This window comes from Halobacteriovorax sp. ZH5_bin.2 (assembly GCF_043196375.1).
Taxonomy (GTDB): Bacteria; Bdellovibrionota; Bacteriovoracia; order Bacteriovoracales; family Bacteriovoracaceae; genus Halobacteriovorax_A.
Map to the genome: position 1 here is coordinate 323,800 of NZ_JBEBMJ010000003.1, position 20,372 is coordinate 344,171.

At 36.4% G+C, this 20,372-nt stretch carries 20 protein-coding genes; 14 read left to right on the top strand and 6 right to left on the bottom strand.

What is annotated here, in order from left to right; translation table 11 throughout:
* Positions 1-5 precede the first annotated feature (5 nt).
* The 5 genes from ABMA76_RS10005 (at position 6) to aspA (ending at position 5,818) form a co-directional block, all read left to right on the top strand.
* On the top strand, positions 6-1,553 hold the full coding sequence (locus ABMA76_RS10005; RefSeq protein ID WP_393061496.1) for a hypothetical protein: 1,548 nt from the start codon (positions 6-8) through the stop codon (positions 1,551-1,553).
* Positions 1,553-2,419: a flagellar hook assembly protein FlgD gene (locus ABMA76_RS10010; protein WP_392910177.1), complete on the top strand. Its 867-nt coding sequence runs from the start codon at positions 1,553-1,555 to the stop codon at positions 2,417-2,419. Before ABMA76_RS10005 ends, ABMA76_RS10010 begins: the two co-directional genes overlap by 1 nt.
* A 10-nt stretch (positions 2,420-2,429) precedes the next feature.
* Positions 2,430-2,897, top strand: coding sequence for a TIGR02530 family flagellar biosynthesis protein (locus ABMA76_RS10015; RefSeq protein WP_392910180.1), 468 nt, complete (start codon positions 2,430-2,432; stop codon positions 2,895-2,897).
* 132 nt (positions 2,898-3,029) lie between these two features.
* A complete protein-coding gene (locus ABMA76_RS10020) occupies positions 3,030-4,310 on the top strand; it encodes a flagellar hook protein FlgE (RefSeq protein ID WP_392910182.1) in 1,281 nt (426 codons plus the stop codon).
* Between the two features lie 89 nt (positions 4,311-4,399).
* Positions 4,400-5,818, top strand: a complete 1,419-nt coding sequence (gene aspA / locus ABMA76_RS10025; protein ID WP_393061498.1) for an aspartate ammonia-lyase — start codon at positions 4,400-4,402, stop codon at positions 5,816-5,818.
* 38 nt (positions 5,819-5,856) lie between these two features.
* Here the strand turns inward: aspA and ABMA76_RS10030 are convergent, their stop codons facing one another.
* Positions 5,857-6,198 carry a hypothetical protein gene (locus ABMA76_RS10030; RefSeq protein WP_392912046.1) on the bottom strand — a complete coding sequence of 114 codons (342 nt, stop codon included), beginning with the start codon at positions 6,196-6,198 and terminating at the stop codon, positions 5,857-5,859.
* Between the two features lie 94 nt (positions 6,199-6,292).
* A complete protein-coding gene (locus ABMA76_RS10035) occupies positions 6,293-6,727 on the bottom strand; it encodes a hypothetical protein (RefSeq protein WP_392912048.1) in 435 nt (144 codons plus the stop codon).
* 119 nt (positions 6,728-6,846) lie between these two features.
* On the opposite strand from ABMA76_RS10035, the gene ABMA76_RS10040 reads away from it, so the two are divergent.
* Both ABMA76_RS10040 and ABMA76_RS10045 read left to right on the top strand, forming a co-directional pair.
* On the top strand, positions 6,847-8,013 hold the full coding sequence (locus tag ABMA76_RS10040) for a thiolase family protein (protein ID WP_393061500.1): 1,167 nt from the start codon (positions 6,847-6,849) through the stop codon (positions 8,011-8,013).
* A 44-nt stretch (positions 8,014-8,057) separates the two neighbouring features.
* Positions 8,058-9,122 carry a Crp/Fnr family transcriptional regulator gene (locus tag ABMA76_RS10045; protein WP_392912052.1) on the top strand — a complete coding sequence of 355 codons (1,065 nt, stop codon included), beginning with the start codon at positions 8,058-8,060 and terminating at the stop codon, positions 9,120-9,122.
* Here ABMA76_RS10045 and ABMA76_RS10050 read toward each other — a convergent pair.
* Positions 9,119-10,726: a hypothetical protein gene (locus tag ABMA76_RS10050; protein WP_392912054.1), complete on the bottom strand. Its 1,608-nt coding sequence runs from the start codon at positions 10,724-10,726 to the stop codon at positions 9,119-9,121. The two genes, ABMA76_RS10045 and ABMA76_RS10050, sit on opposite strands and share 4 nt — an antisense overlap.
* Positions 10,727-10,890: 164 nt before the next feature.
* Between ABMA76_RS10050 and ABMA76_RS10055 the strand changes: the two genes are divergently transcribed.
* From ABMA76_RS10055 to ABMA76_RS10070, 4 genes are all read left to right on the top strand, one after another.
* Complete coding sequence (locus ABMA76_RS10055) at positions 10,891-11,682, top strand: GYF domain-containing protein (protein WP_392912056.1); 792 nt, start codon at positions 10,891-10,893, stop codon at positions 11,680-11,682.
* A 6-nt stretch (positions 11,683-11,688) separates the two neighbouring features.
* Positions 11,689-12,417: an alpha/beta hydrolase gene (locus ABMA76_RS10060; protein ID WP_392912058.1), complete on the top strand. Its 729-nt coding sequence runs from the start codon at positions 11,689-11,691 to the stop codon at positions 12,415-12,417.
* On the top strand, positions 12,407-12,928 hold the full coding sequence (locus ABMA76_RS10065) for a hypothetical protein (RefSeq protein ID WP_392912060.1): 522 nt from the start codon (positions 12,407-12,409) through the stop codon (positions 12,926-12,928). The genes ABMA76_RS10060 and ABMA76_RS10065 overlap by 11 nt, the downstream gene beginning before the upstream one ends.
* Before the next feature lie 61 nt (positions 12,929-12,989).
* Positions 12,990-14,909 (top strand): serine/threonine protein kinase, encoded by a 1,920-nt coding sequence (locus tag ABMA76_RS10070; RefSeq protein WP_392912062.1) that lies wholly within the window; start codon positions 12,990-12,992, stop codon positions 14,907-14,909.
* Between the two features lie 27 nt (positions 14,910-14,936).
* Here the strand turns inward: ABMA76_RS10070 and ABMA76_RS10075 are convergent, their stop codons facing one another.
* Positions 14,937-15,683, bottom strand: coding sequence for a hypothetical protein (locus ABMA76_RS10075; RefSeq protein WP_392912064.1), 747 nt, complete (start codon positions 15,681-15,683; stop codon positions 14,937-14,939).
* Between the two features lie 163 nt (positions 15,684-15,846).
* Between ABMA76_RS10075 and ABMA76_RS10080 the strand changes: the two genes are divergently transcribed.
* On the top strand, positions 15,847-16,491 hold the full coding sequence (locus tag ABMA76_RS10080; protein WP_392912066.1) for a hypothetical protein: 645 nt from the start codon (positions 15,847-15,849) through the stop codon (positions 16,489-16,491).
* 22 nt (positions 16,492-16,513) lie between these two features.
* On the opposite strand, the gene ABMA76_RS10085 is transcribed toward ABMA76_RS10080, so the two are convergent.
* Positions 16,514-16,942: a hypothetical protein gene (locus ABMA76_RS10085; RefSeq protein WP_392912068.1), complete on the bottom strand. Its 429-nt coding sequence runs from the start codon at positions 16,940-16,942 to the stop codon at positions 16,514-16,516.
* 246 nt (positions 16,943-17,188) lie between these two features.
* Here ABMA76_RS10085 and ABMA76_RS10090 point away from each other — a divergent pair, with 246 nt between their 5' ends.
* Positions 17,189-18,097 (top strand): YihY/virulence factor BrkB family protein, encoded by a 909-nt coding sequence (locus ABMA76_RS10090; protein WP_392912070.1) that lies wholly within the window; start codon positions 17,189-17,191, stop codon positions 18,095-18,097.
* Complete coding sequence (locus ABMA76_RS10095; protein ID WP_393061501.1) at positions 18,094-19,524, top strand: hypothetical protein; 1,431 nt, start codon at positions 18,094-18,096, stop codon at positions 19,522-19,524. The genes ABMA76_RS10090 and ABMA76_RS10095 overlap by 4 nt, the downstream gene beginning before the upstream one ends.
* Here the strand turns inward: ABMA76_RS10095 and ABMA76_RS10100 are convergent.
* Positions 19,517-20,365, bottom strand: coding sequence for a class II glutamine amidotransferase (locus ABMA76_RS10100; RefSeq protein WP_392912073.1), 849 nt, complete (start codon positions 20,363-20,365; stop codon positions 19,517-19,519). The genes ABMA76_RS10095 and ABMA76_RS10100 overlap by 8 nt on opposite strands.
* Positions 20,366-20,372 lie beyond the last annotated feature (7 nt).

Consider the following 20,372-nt stretch of genomic DNA (forward strand, 5'->3'; position numbering starts at 1 on the left):
GAGTAATGCTTAAAAACTTAATTGGACATAACTTAAAAGCAAAGGGGACGAAGGAGCAGTCGCATACTAGTGCGAAGACTGGTTCTGTTGATAACCTACTTTCTAGTCATGCCAATAAGAAGCTTTCAAAAGGACAAAAGGAAGAGTTTAGTAAACTTCTTCTAGGTGGGGAGTCCAAGAGACAAAAATCACTTCAGACTACGAATGTGGCCAAGGGATTAGTGTCAAAATCGCAAAAGCATAATCTAAATAACCCTGTTAACGAAAAAATCTCTCATCAAGAAGTTAGAGAGCTTCTTAAAGAGGGAAAGGCAAATACAAATACCTTTATTAAAGAATCACATAGTCCAAAGATGGCAAAGGCCATGGCAAAGCACACAACGCCGACTTCTTTAATATCAACTCTAAGTTCAAGAGAAAAAACTCCAGTAGGTAAGCATAGTGATATTGACAATATTCTTGGTACTAAGAATATTGTCGAACTACAAAAAGCTAAGACAACACTTGCTAACTCTAAACTTGAATCAACTCTTGAGAATAAACAAGCTCCAAAGCTTGCTGCTGAGGGTGTTAAGACTAATGCTCTCTTAGGAAAGAACACTCAAGCTATTATTGATTCAGCACAGGTGACACCTGAAAGAGCTGTTGAGGGGATGAAAGATAATAATCTTTTAAGAATGGCCTCAACAAATCTCTTAAAAGGTAAGAAGTCAGCTAGTACAAATAATAACAATCTAGCAAGTAGTGCAGATTTCTTGGCCAATCGCCAAGTATTAAATAATAGGCCAGCAAGTGACTTAAAGGTTTCAAATAGCTTACATATGAATAAGTTTGCTAAGGAAGCATCTCATAAGAATAATTCAATTATTCGTATGAAGAGTGAAGCAAAAGTAGAGGACTTCTCATCTGATATTGCGTCAAAAGGTGAAAGAAGAGCTCCACAAGTTCAAAATAATTTAATTGGTGCCCTTGGAAATACTAATGCAACAAACGATTTCAGACCAGAAATCAATCTAGGGAAAGCATCAGAAGTTCTCGATCTTTCAAATGTATCGAATGCAGATCAAATGATCAAAGAAGTTACTAACTATATTGAGATGAACCGTATTGAAAATGGTAAATCTTTACAAGTTCTTGTTAAGCATAATGAGTTAGGACATTTTCATGTTACTGCTAATAAAGATGCTAATGGTATGATCGCTCTAAATATCGAAGCTACAACGATTGAAGCAAAAGAGTTCTTTAAAGAGAACGAAGTTAAATTATTAAAGAACCTTGATATGAAAGGTGTTAGAGTTGCTGACTTCAAAATTCATACGGCAACATCTGGTCAAATGAGTGATACGGCTTCTCAATCTGAGAGCTTTAAAAATGAAAAGCGTAATAGTGAAAGACAAGTGGACAAAATCTCCACTTCAAATATGACTGGAAATGAGTCTGAATATACGAGACAATTAGATAGTGAAGATTCTTTTGCATTTGATCGTTTTCAAGATGCAAGAGAAGGCCGTCAAAGAAGATGGCAAGAATATAGCGAACGTATAGGTGCATAATGCCAGGAATTGGAAAACCACAACAGAGAAATTCATTTTCACAAATCGGTATGGCCCCACGCCAGACGAAGGGGAATGGAAGAGGTGGTTCGGTAGGTGAAGAACTAAACCGTATTGCTGGTAATAATATCGCTGATCAAAAGTTCGTTGATGCTAAAGATCACAATAAAATGGGACAAGAAGGTTTTCTAAAACTTCTATCTCACCAATTAACTCATCAAGATCCAATGAAGCCAATGGATCAAAAACAACTTTCTGCAGATCTAGCTCAATTTTCTCAATTAGAGCAGATGACAAATATGAATCAAAAGCTTGATAATATGGGAAAGAATGACCCTCAAGAATTAAAGTTTTTTGGTGCAAGTTTCTTAGGAAAAGAAATTTTAACGAAAGGTTCATCGGTTACTTATGATGGTCAATCTTTCAGAAAAGATGTTCCATTTTTCTTAGACAAAGAAGCTAAGAATGTTATGGTTAATATCTATGATAAAAATCGCCAACTGATTGGTAAGGTTGAAGCTGAAAATCTAGGAAGAGGACAACACACTCTAACTTGGAATGGACGTCAACTTGATAATACCAGAGCTGCAAAAGGTGATTACACTCTTGAGGTTTGGGCCTTTGATAAGGACATGAATAAGTTTAAGGGTGAAACAAAGTCGACAGGTGTTGTTAGTGCTGTTGATTTTGATAACGGAGAAACTATTTTCACACTAGAAAATGGAAAAAAAGTTTTTCTTCGTGACGTTGATAGCTTCAAACAAGCTTCTAATAGTGGTTCAGAAATGAACGATAAAAATATTGCCGCATTGCAAAAGAGAGCGGCTCAAAACTATAATAATATTAACAATTCCGCTAACCAATAATTGGAAATAAATGGGAACTAAAGATATTTCAAATTTTCATATTCCAAATGTAAGCCAGGTTCCTGGTTCGAAGAAAGTTGATCTTCGTAACCGTCTTGGTAATGTTAGTGGTGGTAATGAAGCTGCTCAATCAGAATTTAAAAACCTTCTGAATGAACAAATCTCGAATGAGAAGATCAATAAAGCGCATCATTTAGATCAGTTAGCGCAAACTCAAAGAGAACACGGAATTCAACTTTCGACTCATGCGGCGAAGAGACTGCAAGAGAGAAATATTGATATTGATAGTAATGAATTTTTTAAGCTAAAGGATGCTTTCCAGAAACTTCAAAGTAAGGGGGGAAGAGATTCTTTAGTGATTACAGATAAAGCAGCCTATATCGTGGACGTGCCGGCCAAGAAGGTGGTTACGGCCATAGATAAGGGAAGTATAGAGAGTAACGTTTTTACAAAAATTGATTCGACTGTATTGGTTTAAGATTTAATTAGCTGGTCCTAACGGAAGCTTCGTGTTTGCCTGTCGTTGTAAACACACCTTTTAAAATCCTTATTCCATTTAGTCGTTTTTAGATCTAAAAATTTAGATTTAGTTTTAGTCTAGGAGGGACGAATGAGTATTTTACGATCATTTAACATTGGTGTATCTGGTTTAAGCGCTTCAGGAGCGGGAATGAATGTTGTTTCAGATAACATTTCAAACGCTGGAACTAACGGTTTTAAAGCTTCTAGAGCAGAATTCCAAGATGTACTTGCTGTCTCTCTAAAAGGGATCGAAGGTGGAGATCAGTTCGGTGCTGGTACAAAGCTAGCTCACATTAAGCCGATTATGACTCAAGGTGATGTTGCAAGAACTGAATCAATCACTGACCTTGCAATTCAAGGTGATGGTTTCTTCAAAGTAAAAGCTCCATTCGGAAATGGATATTCTAGAGATGGTTCAATGCACTTTAACAAAGACGGTGAACTTGTTAACAGTGATGGATATAAAGTAATTGGTTTCAAATCAAATGAAGATGGAACACTTACAAATAAAGAAGGTGAAATTAAGCTTGGGAATACGACGATTCCAGCTCAAGCAACTGAAAAAGTTAAGCTTTCAATGAACCTAGACTCAAGAGTTTCTGTAAAACAATTCGATCCAAATAATCCAGAAGAAACATCAAACTTTTCTTCTTCAATTACAGTATATGATAATGTAGGTACAGCTCGTCTTGTAACTGCATACTATAACAAGACAGCTGATAACAACTGGACTTATAGAATCATGGCTGATGGTGCTGATGCTCAAGGTGGTGAAGCTGGTAAGATGGTTGAAATGGCACAAGGTCAACTTGTCTTCAACGATAAAGGTCAACTTCAAGAAGAGATCGAGTCTTCAAACTCTTTCAACTTCAATAAAGGTGCACAACAAGGTCAAAGAATTGAATTCTCTTGGGGTGAATCAATCTCTGAAGGTGGAGATGGGACAGATGCTTCAACTCAGTATGGTTCAGGTTCTGCAGTTGCTAGACACACTCAAGATGGTGCTTCAGCAGCAACTCTTGGATCTCTATCATTCAACGATGATGGTATCCTTACAGCAGTATATGACAATGGTGAAACAAGAGATATCGCTCAAATCGCTATTGCAAAATTCGATAACAACGAAGGTCTTTTCAAAATGGGGAAAAACCTTTTCAAAGAATCTAAAAACTCTGGTCAACCAGCAATGGGGAAACCAGGTGAAGCGGGACGTGGGCAAGTTCTTTCTAAATCGATTGAGCTTTCAAACGTTGATATCGCAAGTGAGTTCGTTAACCTAATGACGTCTCAAAGAAACTTCCAAGCTAATGCTAAGACGATCTCTACAGCAGACAAAATGATGCAAGAGATTTTCAGAATTAAGGGTTAATAATTAACTCATACTCCTATGCTTTTGAGGCCCTCTTTTGAGGGCCTTTTTTATGTTCTTGTGTTTAAATACTCCTATAGGAGATTTATATGAAGACTCGAATCGAAGAAGATTTACTTGGACAATTAGAAATAAATAACGAAATGCTCTATGGGATTCATACTCAAAGGGCCCTAAATAATTTTCAAATATCAAATGCAAAAATCGGGGACTATCCTAACTTTGTTAAAGGAATGGTTCTAACAAAGAAGGCTGCAGCTGCGGCCAATAAAGAAATCGGAACAATGGAAGATGATAAGTGCGATATGATTATTAGCGCATGCGATGAGATCCTAGCGAACTTAGATGAATATCTTAAATATTTTCCAACTGATGTCTTTCAAGGGGGAGCAGGTACTTCTGTCAATATGAATACTAATGAAGTTATTGCTAACGTAGCACTTGAGATGAATGGACATAAGCGTGGTGAATATGGAGTTCTAAACCCAAACGATCACGTTAATAAATCACAATCAACTAATGATGCTTACCCAACAGGTTTCCGTGTCGCCGTTTACTTTTATATGACTAAAGTAATAGAGCGCATCCAAGGCCTTTCAGATAGCTTTGAAAAGAAAGGAATTGAATTTGAGAAGGTTCTAAAGATGGGAAGAACACAACTTCAGGATGCTGTTCCAATGTCTCTAGGAGATGAGTTTCACTCATGGGCAGTTAACCTTCGAGAAGAGGTGCGCTCACTATCTCGTTGTCGTGACTTAGTTCTTGAAGTTAATCTTGGAGCGACAGCAATTGGTACAGGACTGAATGCTCACGATCGTTACTCTGATTTGGCAATTGGTTTTCTTTCAGAATTTACTGATGGAAATTTCGTAAAGTCTGAAAACCTTATTGAAGCGACTTCAGATTGTGGAGCTTATGTTATGATTTCAGGCTCTCTAAAAAGAACAGCTGTTAAGCTTTCAAAGATTTGTAATGACTTAAGACTTCTTTCTTCTGGACCTCGTTGTGGTTTTAATGAAATTAATCTTCCTGAACTACAGGCCGGTTCTTCAATCATGCCAGCAAAGGTAAATCCAGTTATTCCTGAAGTTGTCAATCAAGTTTGTTTCAAGGTTATTGGAAATGATATGACAATAACAATGGCAGCTGAAGCAGGACAACTTCAACTTAATGTTATGGAGCCAGTGATTGCTCAGTCTCTGTTTGAATCAGTTGATCTTCTAAGCCATGCGGCCACGACGTTAAAAGAAAAGTGTATCGAAGGAATTACTGCCAATGAGGAACATACGACAAATATGGTTCTAAATTCAGTTGGTATCATTACTTACTTAAATCCATTCATTGGCCATCACATGGGCGATATCATTGGAAAAGAAGCGGTTAAGACTGGAAAATCAATTCGTGAATTAGTTCTTGAGAAGAAGCTACTATCAGAAGAAGAGCTTGATGAAATCTTATCTGTTGAAAATTTAATTAAGCCTAAGTACAGAGCAAAGTTATTTAAATAAAAAAGCCTCCATTAGGGAGGCTTTCTTTTTTCGTTATTTTAATGACGACGGTTTCTTCTTTCTTTAAAAATATGGGCACGGCAAGTTGCGGCCATAATATTTGGATGATTCGTTGGCCCCGAGAACCTAGTGAAGTCAAAGCTTCTAACATTGCAACCATGCTGGCAGACGTAATTAAAAGTTCTTTGAAATCCATTTGTGTATGTAATCGTGTATTGATAATCAAGAACTGTCATACGTCGATGTGAGTTGTTGTAGATCTCACAATTAACAAAAGGTCCCCAATTAATTTGACCTTCCACTGTACGGTGTCTTTCTTCTTGTGCCCAAATCTTTTGAGTTAGAAAAAGTAGCAGTGCTAAACAAAGTAGCTTCTTCATAAAAATCCCTCTCTAATGAATATTTATATAAAAATGCTATTAGAGTTAAGTGGCTCTGGCAAGTTAACGTGAGTTAAGCTGTGGATGCTGTGTGTTACTGATTGAGAAGTCTATCGGCCTGGATCGTTAGGCCAACATTCTCTCTTGTCACTTTGCAATATAGTGTTGTTCCCTTGAAAGTTTCTTCTTTCCACATGTCCTGGTAGTCATCCCAGTTTTCGTCTGCAAAGAATTGATCAAAGAAAGCACCAATTGAGTCTACTAGGCCTTCAAGAAGCTTTGTATGGTCACCATTTTCCTCTAGATCCATTGATGCGAAGTAAGTCGTTGCTGCAGCCGCTTCGTTTGATGTATCAACAAGAGAGGCCATAACAAGAACTTCACCTTTATAGAGTCTTCCATAGATCTCAAATACTTTATTCGCGTCAAATAACTCGTTGCGATACGTATCTTGAAGAAGTTCAAGTACCGAATCTGCCCACTCGTTTGGAAGATCAATTAAAAATGGCCCGTTAGTTCTTGAAAGCATTCGCAATATCCTTTTTAACGCTGTGAAAATCTATATAGAAGTAGAAGATAATTAACAAGCCACTGTTTGTGTGTCAATATATCTGGACTTTAATTAAGACTAAATAAAAGGAGTAAATAATGAGCGTTTATATTTTATCAGGTGCAAGAACACCAAGTGGAAGTTTTTTAAGCTCACTTTCTCAAGTTGGAGCAACTCGTTTAGGTGCAACTGCAATCGAAGCTGCTGTTGAAAAAGCAGGTATCGCTAAAGATAAGGTTGATGAAGTATTTATGGGTAATGTTGTTCAGGCCGGTGTTGGACAAGCTCCAGCTCGCCAGGCTGCGATCTTTGCAGGTTTAAGTGAAGCAACTCCATGTACAACTATTAATAAGGTTTGTGGATCAGGAATGAAGACAATTATCTCTGGTGCTCAGTCAATTATGACAGGAGACAACCAAGTTGTTGTTGCTGGTGGTATGGAAAATATGTCGCAAGCTCCTCACTTACTAATGAACTCAAGAACTGGTGTTGCAAAATTTGGTGCAGCAGAAGTTAAAGATGCTATGCAATGGGACGGGTTATGGGATGTTTACTCTGACCAAGCAATGGGAAATTGTGCAGAAGAGTGTACAGAAAAATATAATCTTACTCGTGAAGCACAAGACGCATACTCAATTGAATCTTTTAAAAGAGCTCAAGCTGCAATTGAAGCAGGTATCTTTAAAGATGAAATTGCTCCAGTAACAATCAAGGGCCGTAAAGGCGATACTGTTGTTTCTGAAGACGAAGGGCCATTCAAGGCCAAGTTCGATAAAATCCCAGGTCTAAGACCAGCTTTCAAAAAAGATGGAACGATTACAGCTGCTAATGCTTCAACGATTAACGATGGTGCTGCTGCTGTTGTTCTTGCTGGGGAAGAGTATAAAGATAAAGCAGATTTTAAAATTGTTGGTTGGGCCTCACACGCTCAAGCACCAGCTTGGTTTACGACAGCTCCAATTGAAGCAATGAAAAAGAATCTAGAGAAAACTGGACTAAAACTTTCAGATATTGATGTTTTTGAAATCAACGAAGCTTTTGCAGCTGTTCCAATGGCAGCGATGGAAGAGATGGGGATTCCTCATGAGAAGCTAAATATCTATGGTTCAGGTGTATCTCTTGGTCACCCAATTGGAACTTCTGGAACTCGTATTGTTGTAACTCTTATGACTGCGATGAAAAACCAAAATGCAAAGTACGGTTTGGCCTCTATTTGCATCGGTGGCGGTGAAGCGTTATCATTGATATTAGAAAAAATTAAATAAATTAGCAGGACTTTCATAGTCCTGCTTTTTAAGTAGGACTATGGATGGCCCAAGCTCAAACACAAAAACAACATAAATCTGGTATCGTACGTTTTAAAGCGGGTGAAGTTCTTTTCAACCAAAATGATCCAGCAGATTCTCTCTATATTATTCAAAAAGGACAGATAAGACTCTATATCCCAAAGGGGCAGGGCTTTGTTGAAATCGCTATTCTTCGCGCCGGTGAAGTAATAGGTGAGATGGCCTATTTTGATAATAAAGGATCGAGAAGAAGTTGCTCTGCTGCAGCGATTGTTCCTACAGATGTTGTTCGCGTAACATTTAATGCCTTTGATAAAACGATGCAGGGACTAAATCCATGGTTTAAGACTATTGTTAATACTCTTGCGGATCGTCTAAGAAAAACAAATGATCGTGTAAAGGCATTAGAGTCAAACTCTGTTGGTTTTGGTAAAGATGGAAAAGTCGGTGAGTATGTTTTCTTTCATACAACTGATGTACTAAGAATTCTTGCAGGGATTTATCTTTCATCAAAAGTTCACGCTCAAAAAGGTGAAGACGGTGCTCACCGAATTCATATTAGTTCGATTCGTTATTACTTATTTGATATTTTTGGTGTCTCAGAAATTAAATTTGAAGAGATGATTGAGCTTCTTAAAAGAGAAGGCTTAATTATCATGGAAGACGATAAGGATGGCCAACCTAAGCTTGTGAAAATTCCTAATCTTGAAAGTCTTCGAAGTATTGTTGCTTTTGTTAACGCTGAAAAAATAAAAACAGATGATAAGAAAACTAAAGTATCTAAAAAATGTAACCTCATTCTTTCTCGTATGAAGAGTCAGCTTCTTGCCAAAGGTGTAACAAAAGGGAAAGCTTCTGCAGATCTATCAGCAGTGATTGCAGAGCTGAAAGAGGGAGAAGCAATAGTCAATCCGGAAGATATTCGTCCTGCCATTCTTTCTGGAATTGTAGAAGATATTTTTGTGGATGATAAAGGTAATATGACTAACGTGGTAGATATGGATAAGTTAGTTAAGACTTTACCGGGCCTAATCTTTCAAGTTGCTTGGCAACGTATCAATGAAGAAAAGGCCGGCAATAGTTATTAATTTCCAGTTGGATAGAAGTTTACTTCAACGTTGGCCCCATCACTATAAACTGCATTTCCGAAAAGTTTTAGGAAATATCCTGTCTCATTCATGACTGGAGTCGCTGGAGTGTCGTCTGTCGGACTTGTTACTTTAATATTGAAGTTAGAGTAGTAAGCAGGACTTGATCCAGACTTCATTAGCTGCCAACCATTCGTTGAACTCTTATTAATTGTTTGTCCATTAATCTTAAGAGTAATCGAGCTTTCAACAGGCTTACTATTAAGCTTCACATATCCATAGAAGTTTTGTGGCGTTTGGTAGCTAACAACTAAACATTCTGGATATTCTACAATGGCATTACCATTTAGGCGGATGAAGTGACCAGAGTGCTCTTCTCCAACTGAAGGAGAGTATCTTGTAGCAAAATTCCCTCGTTCTCCAATATATGAGTAACCATTACTCATACTTTCAAGAATAGGTGTCCCCGGTTGCGAGCTTCCTCTTACATACTTTGTAATAATAAGAGAGTTCGTATCAATACGAGCTCCTGGTTCTGCCACTTTCCAGTAGTTGTACTTATGGTTTAAAATCGCATCTTCAATCGAATTGTAGACATGATCAAAAATACTATTGAAGTTACTTTGAGTACAAACATTTACATTGTCGTTATAGCCAAAGCCATTGTACGAGTTATTAGAACGTGGAAACGGATATGGATTACTTCCACTTAAGTTCTCATATGGTTGATTGTAAACGAGGTCACTGGCCCCGTGATAATTGAAGTTTTTCTCACCTTTAGTGATCTGTGGGCAACTATAAGACTCTGGATCAACAGATGGTGCAAGTGAGATCAGTCTTAACATCGAAGAGTTAAGCTCATAATTTCCAACATTACTACATGTCGAATTAAATGTTGCGGCAGTATTCTTAGTTGTTCCAAGCACTTGCTTATCAAAACTCGAGTAAAGAGACTGAGAGTAGAGTGCGCCGTTGTAATTACCACGCATACAAAGGAGATCGTGGGCCATGGCCTTTCGATACTTAACAGCGAGGGCGTGATTATTTGATAGGTTTGATCCTGTCGTATTCCAAGAGTTATCGTCTTCATTAGACATGATGACAATAATAGTGTGGGCATTCTTTCTAAGAGCACCATTTAATTGATTAAGTTTGACGAGTTCGTTAATACGAGAGAGTCCGCCTTCTCTTGTTCCTGAAGCAGGGCTGAAGTTTGAAATAACACTCGAAGCAGCATAACGAGAAATTGTCGTTACTCCTGAAGGATTGATTCCCGCGCGAGAAAAGAAGTATGTTCCACTATTTCCCGAGCCAATAAGAGGTGCCATAAGAACCTGATAATCAAATCGATCCGCAATATTATTCACAACATTATTAAGTGCCGTTTTTGTCTGGTTACTAATAAAACCCGTACTCGTTGAATTATCCCATACAAAGAGTAGGTCAACAGGTGGTCTAATATAGGTAAATTTAGAACACATTTCACTGTTAACTGTTTGTGTCGGGTCCGTCCCAAATGAGTTTGAATTCTTGCGAGTCGCAAATTCTTCTTTCGCACATGAGGCCATAAATAATAATGTCAAAACGATTAAGATCTTTTTCATCAATTAACTCTTCGGTTAAGAAAAAATAAAACTTAAATATAATTCGGCCTTTTTTACTAAAGTATTACTCCCATTTGATGCTTCTTAGGGGCAATATTTTTCATTAATTTTGTTAATGATATCAACAGGTTAAAATAGGAAGGTCAAAGCAAACGGAGAGGAATATGGCACAATGGTATTACGTTGAAAAAGGTGAAAGAGTAGGACCTGTCGAACTAGAAGAGGTTGAAGTTCTATTTGGAAAGGGGAAGCTCACACCTGATAGCTATGTCTGGACAAAGGGTTTTGATAATTGGAAGTTAATTTCTGAGGCCACTGAGCTAGGTCACTTATTAAATAAGAGAGTAGTGGATGAGCTACCTCCTGAACTTGATATGCCTCCAGTTATTGATGATCAGCATGTTGTTCTTTATTCATGGGATGATATCAAAGATGATGAAAAAATTATTACAATAAAAATTGGACTTGATCGCGGTACTGATGAAGTAGAGTATGGGCCATTTAGTGTCATTGATTTACAAAAAGCCTATCAGCAAAATCGCATCAATGAAAAAACTCTCGCCTATATTCCCGGTGAGAATGAGTGGGTGTTCCTTGCTGAGACTCCAATTGCAAAAAAAGTCATGGGCTCAGTTCCTCCTTTAATTACTGATGATGAAAGGAGACTTAATCAGCGCAAGCCATTTGTAGCACGTATGTTCTTCCATGATTCTCAACAAGTATTTGAAGGTGTTTGCCGTGATATCTCAATTGGTGGAATGCAAGTTCTTGTTTCAAACTTTCCATTCAATGTCGGAGATGAAGTAACGTTAAATGTTCACCCAGAAAATTCTGATTACCACTTTATTGCTTCTGGACTTGTGGTTCGTCACTTAAATGAAAACCAAGGTTTCGCTCTTCGCTTTGTTAATTTATCTGATGAAGCAGAAAGCTCGATCAAAAGCTATATCGGTTAATCTTAGATGGATACTTCGATCTATATTCGTGAGTATCGCTGTGATAAAGAGGATGCAAAAACCCTCATACTCTTTCATGATATTGGGGGAGGTCACTATACTTATGATAGTTTGATTCCTCTACTTGTCGAAGAGGGAGTGAATGTTGTTTCCTTTGATTATTTGGGCCATGGATTAAGTTCTGGGACACGTGGACACTTTGAAAGTATTGACCAAGTAAAGACATTTTTAAATGAACTTTATCAACATAGTAAACTTGCTCAAGGCGATGAAGTCTATACGTTGTCCGTTAATCAGGGGGCCCTGATTTCATTACTTTTTTCTACTTTATTTGATAATGTAAAAGGTAATATCTTTTTAAATCCAAAGATTCGCACAGAGTTTAGTAAGAATCTTAAAAATGAATTGATATCAAAAATACCTTGGCAGCCAAACTTTCTATCGCGTGCTCATGTTAAGTTGTCAAAGCAGAGTAACGACTTAACTGCTAATAATTTTGTGACAAAGAAAACCTTAATCGTTCTTAACCAAATCTTGAAAAAAGTTCAATTAGATGTCTATTTTATGGAATGTAGAAATTTAATCTTTAGTAGCAATAAGGATAGTATTATCTTTGAGACGATTATGAGTGAATTTAGAGATGAAATCGAAATCCCAGAGTTTAATTCTGTAAAGACCATAAAAAAACAAGACATTATTTTCAAAGAAACTTATAATTGGATACATGAAAACTAAAATTTTAGCTCTTTTTGCCCTGTTTTTATTAACTTCATGCGGAAATATGACAAAGAACTTTGTCAAAAGTGGTGAGTCAATTATCAAGGGTGGTACTGCTGGTGGTAAGCCTTGGAATGAAGCTTTAACATTTCAACGTCTATCTTGGTATTCGGAACTAAATCTTATGTATGATGTTTTCTTTACAAAAATGGATCCAAGTTCTCCTTTTTGGCAGTGGTTTTCTGAAAGTGAATCGAGACGCCTAAAAGAGTGTAAAGCAGTCTATGTTTCCATTACATTTAGTTTAGACTCCGACCGAATTTCACATGCAATGTTTTACAATCAAGTTTTATCGAAAGAGCTTCAGCCTGTCGTAACAAATGACTTTGATTTGGCCATTGCTAATCATCCTGATTTCAATAAATTCTTTTTGTCTCTATACAAGAGTAAAACACTCTGTGCAACATCTGATATCGGTGACTTAAAGATCAAATTTCCTAATTTTAAAACGAGAACTCTGCATTTTTAGTCAAAAACTTATCTAAAGTTTGAACTTAAAAGCTCCGATAAAAATGCGAGGAGCTTTAGTAATGAGTGAAGAAAAGAAATTTGAAAGATTTGGTCGATACCTTATTCTAGATCACTTAGTTGATGGTGGTATGGCCAAAATTTGTCGAGCGCGCTTTCTGGGGGAGCAGGCCGATAAAATTGTTGCCATAAAAATGGTTCAACCACAATTCTCATCTGATGAAGCATTTCAGACAATGTTTATGGATGAAATTAAAACGACTTTTGGTTTATTACATCCAAATATCGTTCAGACCTACGATTATGGTTTTCATAATGGCCAGCTTTTCGTTGCAATGGAATATTGTGATGGGAGAAACCTAAAGCAATATATCGATAAGCTGAAGGAACATAATTATGTTTTTCCAGTAGAGATTTCATCTTTCATTACGATTCAGGCCGCTCAAGGTCTTCACTACGCTCACACATTTACAGATAAGCTAACAGGAAAGCCTGCTAATATTATTCACCGTGATATTTCGCCTCATAATATCATGCTAACTTTTGATGGCTCTGTTAAGGTTATTGACTTTGGTATTGCAAAGTCTGAAACAAATTCTGAAGCGACTCAAGCAGGAACAATTAAAGGAAAGTTATCTTACCTTGCTCCTGAATACTTAGATGGATTAGACCTTGATCCACGTTATGACTTATTCGCAACGGCAATTACTCTTTGGGAAATGCTGTGTTCAAGAAAACTATTTAAAGCTTCAAATGATCTAGCAGTTTTAAAGAAGATTCAGGAATGTAAGATTCCTGTTCCTTCATCAATTAATCCAATGGTTCCAAAAGAACTTGATAAGATCATTTTAAAGGCCCTTCATAAGGATCGTAACAAGCGTTATCAATCTCTTGAAGAGTTTGCTCGTGCTCTTAATAAGTTTTTATATTCAACTTATCCAGACTTTAACTCTTCGGATCTTTCGTACTTTGCGAAGGAATTATTTAAAGACGAAATTAAAGTTGATCGCGAACGAATGTATGAGTTTGGTCAAATTGAACTAGGCCCATATATTAGAGACTATAAGAATGAAACAGAAGGGAGACCTTCTTCTGATGATAGCGTTGATATAACTCAACCTTCTGCAGCTAAGAAGAGGAAAGAGAAAGAGGCCCTTTTTGAGCTTGATATTGATGAACAAACAGATATTCAAGTTGAAGGTTCAATACCTAAACTTGATATGGCATCAAGATCGGCCAAAACAAAGATTAATAAAATTGATATTCGCTCTAATAAAACAAGTGCGAGTACAAAAATTAAGCGTATTAAGAAAAAGAAAAAAGTTGAAACAAAGAAGAAGAATTACTTCATTCATGTTGCTTCTATTGCTGCGATTGCAGCTGGAGTTTACTTTGCTAAGGATCATATCCCATTCTTAAAAGATTCGCCGACAGTTTCGACAGAAGTTGCAACGACGACAGGTGAAAAGGATAAAACAAAGCGTGCACCGACAAGTAATCAAACTGGAACAATTACGCTTAAAAATTTCAGTAGAAATAAAGATAAATTATATATCAATGGTGTTGAACAAAGTGTTGATGTTTTAAACCGATTAAAAGTTCGTGCAAATGAACTTCTAACAATTCGAGTTGAAAAAACTGGACGTGAACACTTTATTGCACAAGATATTTCTGTACAAGATGGTGAGTCTCGCAACATTCAAGTTGAGTCGATGGCCAAGGCATACTATGGTTACTTACAGACAAGCTCTGCATGTATCCGTGGATCAATTAGCTTTGAATTATTTGGAGAGCAGAGAGAAGAAAAATTACCAATTCGCTTTGTTCCGGGAATTCCTTTTGCGACAGGTATGAATTCGCAAGGTGATAGTATTCCAAAAGAGTACGAAGTGATTATTAAGGACTCAAAGAGCTCTGTGCCACACAAGGTGAGCTTTGAAATTGAGAATTCTAAAGTTGTAGATCTTTGTAAGTTACTATAAAAAAAGGCCCGTTAAACGGGCCTTTTTTTATCTTGATAATGCTTTGATTAGTGTTGCAAGAACTGACTCTTGAAGCTTTGTGATTTGGCCGATATTTGCCATGATAATAAAAGGGCTTTTCAGAATATTTCCGCAAATTGTTAGCTCTCCCTTATCTTCGTTATACTCGACTATTTGGAAAGCATTTACAAACTCTTCTTCAAAGTGCTTCATAAGCTTGGCTTCAAAATCTTTACCTTTGACAGGATTTGGTTTCTTTTCACCATCAATTGTGATGTGAACTAACGCTTTCTTGTCGCTATTTTTTGAAACGTCTTCAATATCATTATAAATAAGCTTTAACTTGTTAGCACCTAGGTTGATTTTAAAGATATGCCATAGCTCTTCAAAGAAAGCAGTTCTATCATTTGGCCATAAAGCTTTTAAGTGATCAACAACTTCAAAAAGTTCTTCTAAGAGAACGATATTATTTTGAAGGATCCAATTACTTGAGATCTTATTGAATACTTGTTCAAGCTTCTCATTTGACTCCGCTTCAAATTGTTCAGAGTTTTCAAAGAATGTACCTAGTTCGTGAAGGGGAGTATATTTTGATTCTTTCTTTAGAAAATTATGGACGCTCTCTTCTTCTAATAGTTCAGGAGAATAAAAAATACAGTCAAAGTTCTCTTCAGATACTTCTGATACATCAGCAATCTTACTCTTTGTCGTACTATTTAGATCTCTGATAATAATTTGATTCTGATTTTTAATAAAACCAATCTGGCGTTGCATTATGTCCCCTCTGTGTGTCCTATTGCAAAATATTATCGAATTAGTCGAGCATACGTCAATGCTGTATGCCCGCAGGAACAAGGTTTGTAGCTGTTTTTAGTTAAATAGGGGAATAAAAGAGCATAGTGCTGTGGATATTTGAACTCAATGCTATAATTAACATATGTTGTCATTAAAGTGGATGATTGGCCTTTGCCCGATCTTATTATTTTCAACAAATAGTATTGCTCAGGATGCCTGGCTTCTCGATGATTTCTATACTCAAGGGACTAAGGAAGTTGAGCAGAAAAAAGAGAAGGTACATTACAAGAAAGACTCGGCCTTATATCAAGTTGATATCAATGGGGATATCGTAAGAGAGTATATTGGGACATCAATTGTCGATGGAATACCAACTCTTCAGATCTATGACGTACAGAAGAGACTCATCTTTAGTTATAAGTTTCCTATTTCAGGATTTAACTCTCATCTCTATCGAATAAAAAGAAGAAAAATTTCTGATAATAAAACAGCAACTCTCTTTTATCAATTTAATGGTAACACTAATTATATCAATACTTATGGCTCATCTAATTTATGGGGAATTGTTGTTGAAGATGGCCAGTTAGATAATATTAAAATTCATAATTTTGGCCAAATCTGGCAAGAGAATAAAGATAATTATGGCCTTTATAAACGAGCTCATCTCGTAAATTTCATGGATGTTAACAAAGATGGACAACTGGATGTCGTTATCTCTAGTGGTTCAGTTTATAAAGCTTACTCCCATATTAACGGGAGTAAGTGGTCTCAAACATATAAAAAATAATACTGATTTTTTTAAATGACTCTTATGAAGCTTTCTTAACTTCATCAGATTCTTTTGAACTTCTTTTATCTGAGAGGTGAGCTACATTCGAGTGATCAGTTGACTCTTCATTTTTTAAACTATTTGCATATGAGTCTTTGTTTGCTCTAAAGAAAGTATATGCACTAACAGCAATAGGAAGAAGAATAAAGAAAAGGTAGAGTAGACTTTCAGAAGCATTACTTTCTGTATAGCTTTCTACTTTTAAAAGCTCAGGACTATGGACTCTTTCAGTCTTTGCAGTTGAAGGTTTTCTTGTTGGAGAAAAGTCGTACCCTTTGGCCTTTGAAGGTTCAACTTCTTTATACTCATCAATTGATGAAGTGTACGTATCTTCTACCGCTGGTTTTCTTGCAAAAGAAAATTGTGACGATAAATACATTAGTGAAATTGCGATTACTAACTTACTCATTATTTTCTCCATCCTAGAAGTGGCGATGGCCACCTTATTATTTTACCACCATTTTAAAGGCAGTTTGAGATGGTAATCTTTGACCATCAGCTAATCTTACATATCGGCTAGTTTTCATAGGTACTTAAAATTGCGCTAAAAAAAAGAATGAACAGACTAAAATTCAGGGATTTATAACCGATGAATATATATAGGAATCGATGAAAAGTAGAGATAGGGAGTCAGGTATTCGTGCCTGAATAGAAAATGAAAAAGTATATGAACGCCGTTAGGCTCGATCCTGACAAAATTGAAAAAGACTTTCTAGAATTTTGTAAGACATTCGTACTACGCTTAATTGCTTCGATTTTCTTGTTTAAGAAGAGAAAGGGAGAGGTTCTAGCTGGGGCGACAACATTCTTTACAATCTTAAGTTTTGGCCCGGCCATCATGATCTTAATTTCTATTATTGGTGCCTACTTAGGTGATAGTGATACGGCCAAAGAGCATATTATCTCAATGATTTTCTCAAATTTTCCACAAATCGATACGTCTGTTTTAAATGCAATTAAGCATTTAGTTGAAGAGCAGGTGAAAGGCTCATTCGTCGATTGGCACCAACTAGGACTTTGGTTCTTTGCATGTCTTGGGATTAGTACTTCATTTATTTTTGGAATTAATACTCTTTCAAAAGTTGATATCGATGGTGGGATGATTCAAGATGACCTTAGATCTGCTATTTTTGGAGTCGTTCTTGCTCTGTTCTTCCTCATTGTTTCTTTTCTTATGGAAAAGAACGTCATTGTTGGCCTATTATCAAATCTAACGACTCATTCTAATGAACTCTATTACCTTATCGAATTACTTTTACTACCTTTTACTATCACAACCTTTGCTCTTATTTATAAGGTATCAGCTCAAATAAAGGTTAGCTATAAGGATGCTCTTTGTGGAGCATGTGTCTTCGTTATGTGCTTCTTTATTGGGAAGTCGACTTATTGGGTTTATCTTAAGTATTTTAAAGATGATTTAGTTAGTGATTACGGAAGTTTTTATAACCTACTCGTGGCGATGATTTGGGTTTATTATATTATATGTTCCTTTTATTTAGGGGCATGTTATACGTATGTTCCGAAGATAAAGATTTTCAACGGAAAGAAAAGAGGTAAGCGTTGATTAAAGAAGATGTCATTTTATTGATGTGCCATGAAATATGTGAAGACTTACATATTGATAAGGTACTTCGTAAGAACTTCTTTGCTTATTTCTACTCATGGTCTTTTAACTCATATAATCAAGTAGAAAAACTAATTAGCGATATCGATAATGATCAATCATTTTTTAATCGTTGGAAGAGCTCATTCAAATATATGAATGCAAAGTTCAGCTATGAAGAAAAGAAGCAGGTCTTCTTTCGTCTATTTGATATCTTTAGTACTAAGATAAGAAATAAAAAGGCTCCTCATATCTTACGTGAGGCCTATGAACATCTAGAGATCGAAGAATCTGATCTTGAATATATTAGAGATAGTTTTTATCGCACTCAATATTTTAATCAGGCGGGACTAAGAGATTACTCTAATGCGCTGTTGTTTTCATTAATGATCTCATATTCAAATGATGGCATTCTCGATCAAGCTGAGTTTGAAAGCTTAAGAAAAATCTTACGCCACATTAGTAGACATATGCCGAAAGTTCCAATTCATTCATTTGATATAAAAAATGTCTTGGCCGTTAATGCTTACTCAAAGGAAGAGATCCTGAAAATGAGAAGTGAGGTTGTCGAAGCTGTAAAGTCGGATGGTGAGGTCAATAAGAAAGAAATTGCGGCCGTGAAATCAGTTGTTAAGAAAATGCACCTAGGCGAGTTTCATGATGATAGCTGGGAAGTTGTTTCGCCATTTATCTCTCTCATTGTTTTACTTGCAGATCACGAGTTAACAGACAAAGAAGAGAAGTGGTTCCTTGAGCACTATGATGAGAATTTTATTGTTAATAATATTGAACAAGTCTTTTGGCTATTTAGTGTCTTAATTCAGGTACCTTCTGTCTTTAAGAAGAATCGTTCATTCATTCGTAAAGTATGGCATGATCAAAAACCTCTTTATGATATGGCCAATATGTTATTCCTAACATTTGCTAAACACTTCTTGAGACTCGATGAGAATAGGTTAACAACGTTTGCCGATTATATTAAATCTGGTCGAAAAAAAGAAATCTTTGAAGGTATCGATGAGATCTTATCAGGAAAGGTTGTTGAGGAAGAGATTCTTCTTATCATCAATCTCGTTCTAAACGATCGATATGATCTTGAAAAAATAAATGGATTTTTAAATAAGAGTTATGTAGAAAGAGTTTTTAAAGGGATAAAGAAAGAGGACTCAAAGCTAAAATACTTGGCCATTTGTCATATCCTTTTTGCTGACGAAACAATCGATGGAAATGAATATAAGGCACTGTGGGAAGCCTTCGCTTCATCTCGATTAAATCCTCAAATGCTTCAATCGGTAATTTACGATTATTCAATTTGCAAAATGAAAGTCTATAAAATGGATGATTACCATGAGTACTTAAACTCAGGGAAGTTTTATCGAGCTATTTAAGATTTTTATTAAATAGTCTCATCTTAAAATCAACCCCCATGATCTCCATTGGTTTAAGATCAATCCAGATATTGTCTCCTGATAGTGGCTCACTAGAAAAGATAAGGTGATTAACATAACCCGTCTGCGTAGGTGCCTCACACTCAGGAGAGAAGCTACTGCAAGTATCGCGATCGAGACATTTATTCTTATAAGTCGAATAGAAAAGCTTTTTACCGCCATTGAAGGCAAGCATAAGGTTTCCATTTGTTAAGATAAATGAAATAAAATTATCTGTTGGTGGTGCTTTGGGATCAAAGTTAAGGTCTCCAATGATATTAATCAGATCTTTGATGGCACTGTTGATAATATTTGTGACAAATTCGATATCAATCTCTTCTTCACTTAGATTAATCTCTTTTGAGATCTTAGAGAGAAGAAAGTAGAAGAGAACTTCACTGTCTGTTGTTCCTAATATAAATTTCTGAAAATATTCTGGAATATGCTCAAGAATTTTTTCGCGACATTTATCAAAATTTTTAATATTTCCATTGTGTGCAAAGGTCCAATGGCCATATTGAAATGGATGAGTGTTCAGGATATTTGTTTCTCCAACTGTTGCTTTACGGATATGCCCGAGGACAGTTTGTGATGACACAACACCTGACACTTTTTTGAAAATCTTATCTTCGAGAGCAGCACAAGTAGATTTAATGATGTGAGGAGAGTTTCTCACATAATAGGCAACACCCCAACCATGCGGGTGCTCCCGGCTTTGTACTTCAAGAGCATTATCTGCTTGAACAAGGCTTTGGTGAACTTGACTTAATATAACTGATCTAAATCCAAATAATCGACACATAGAAAAA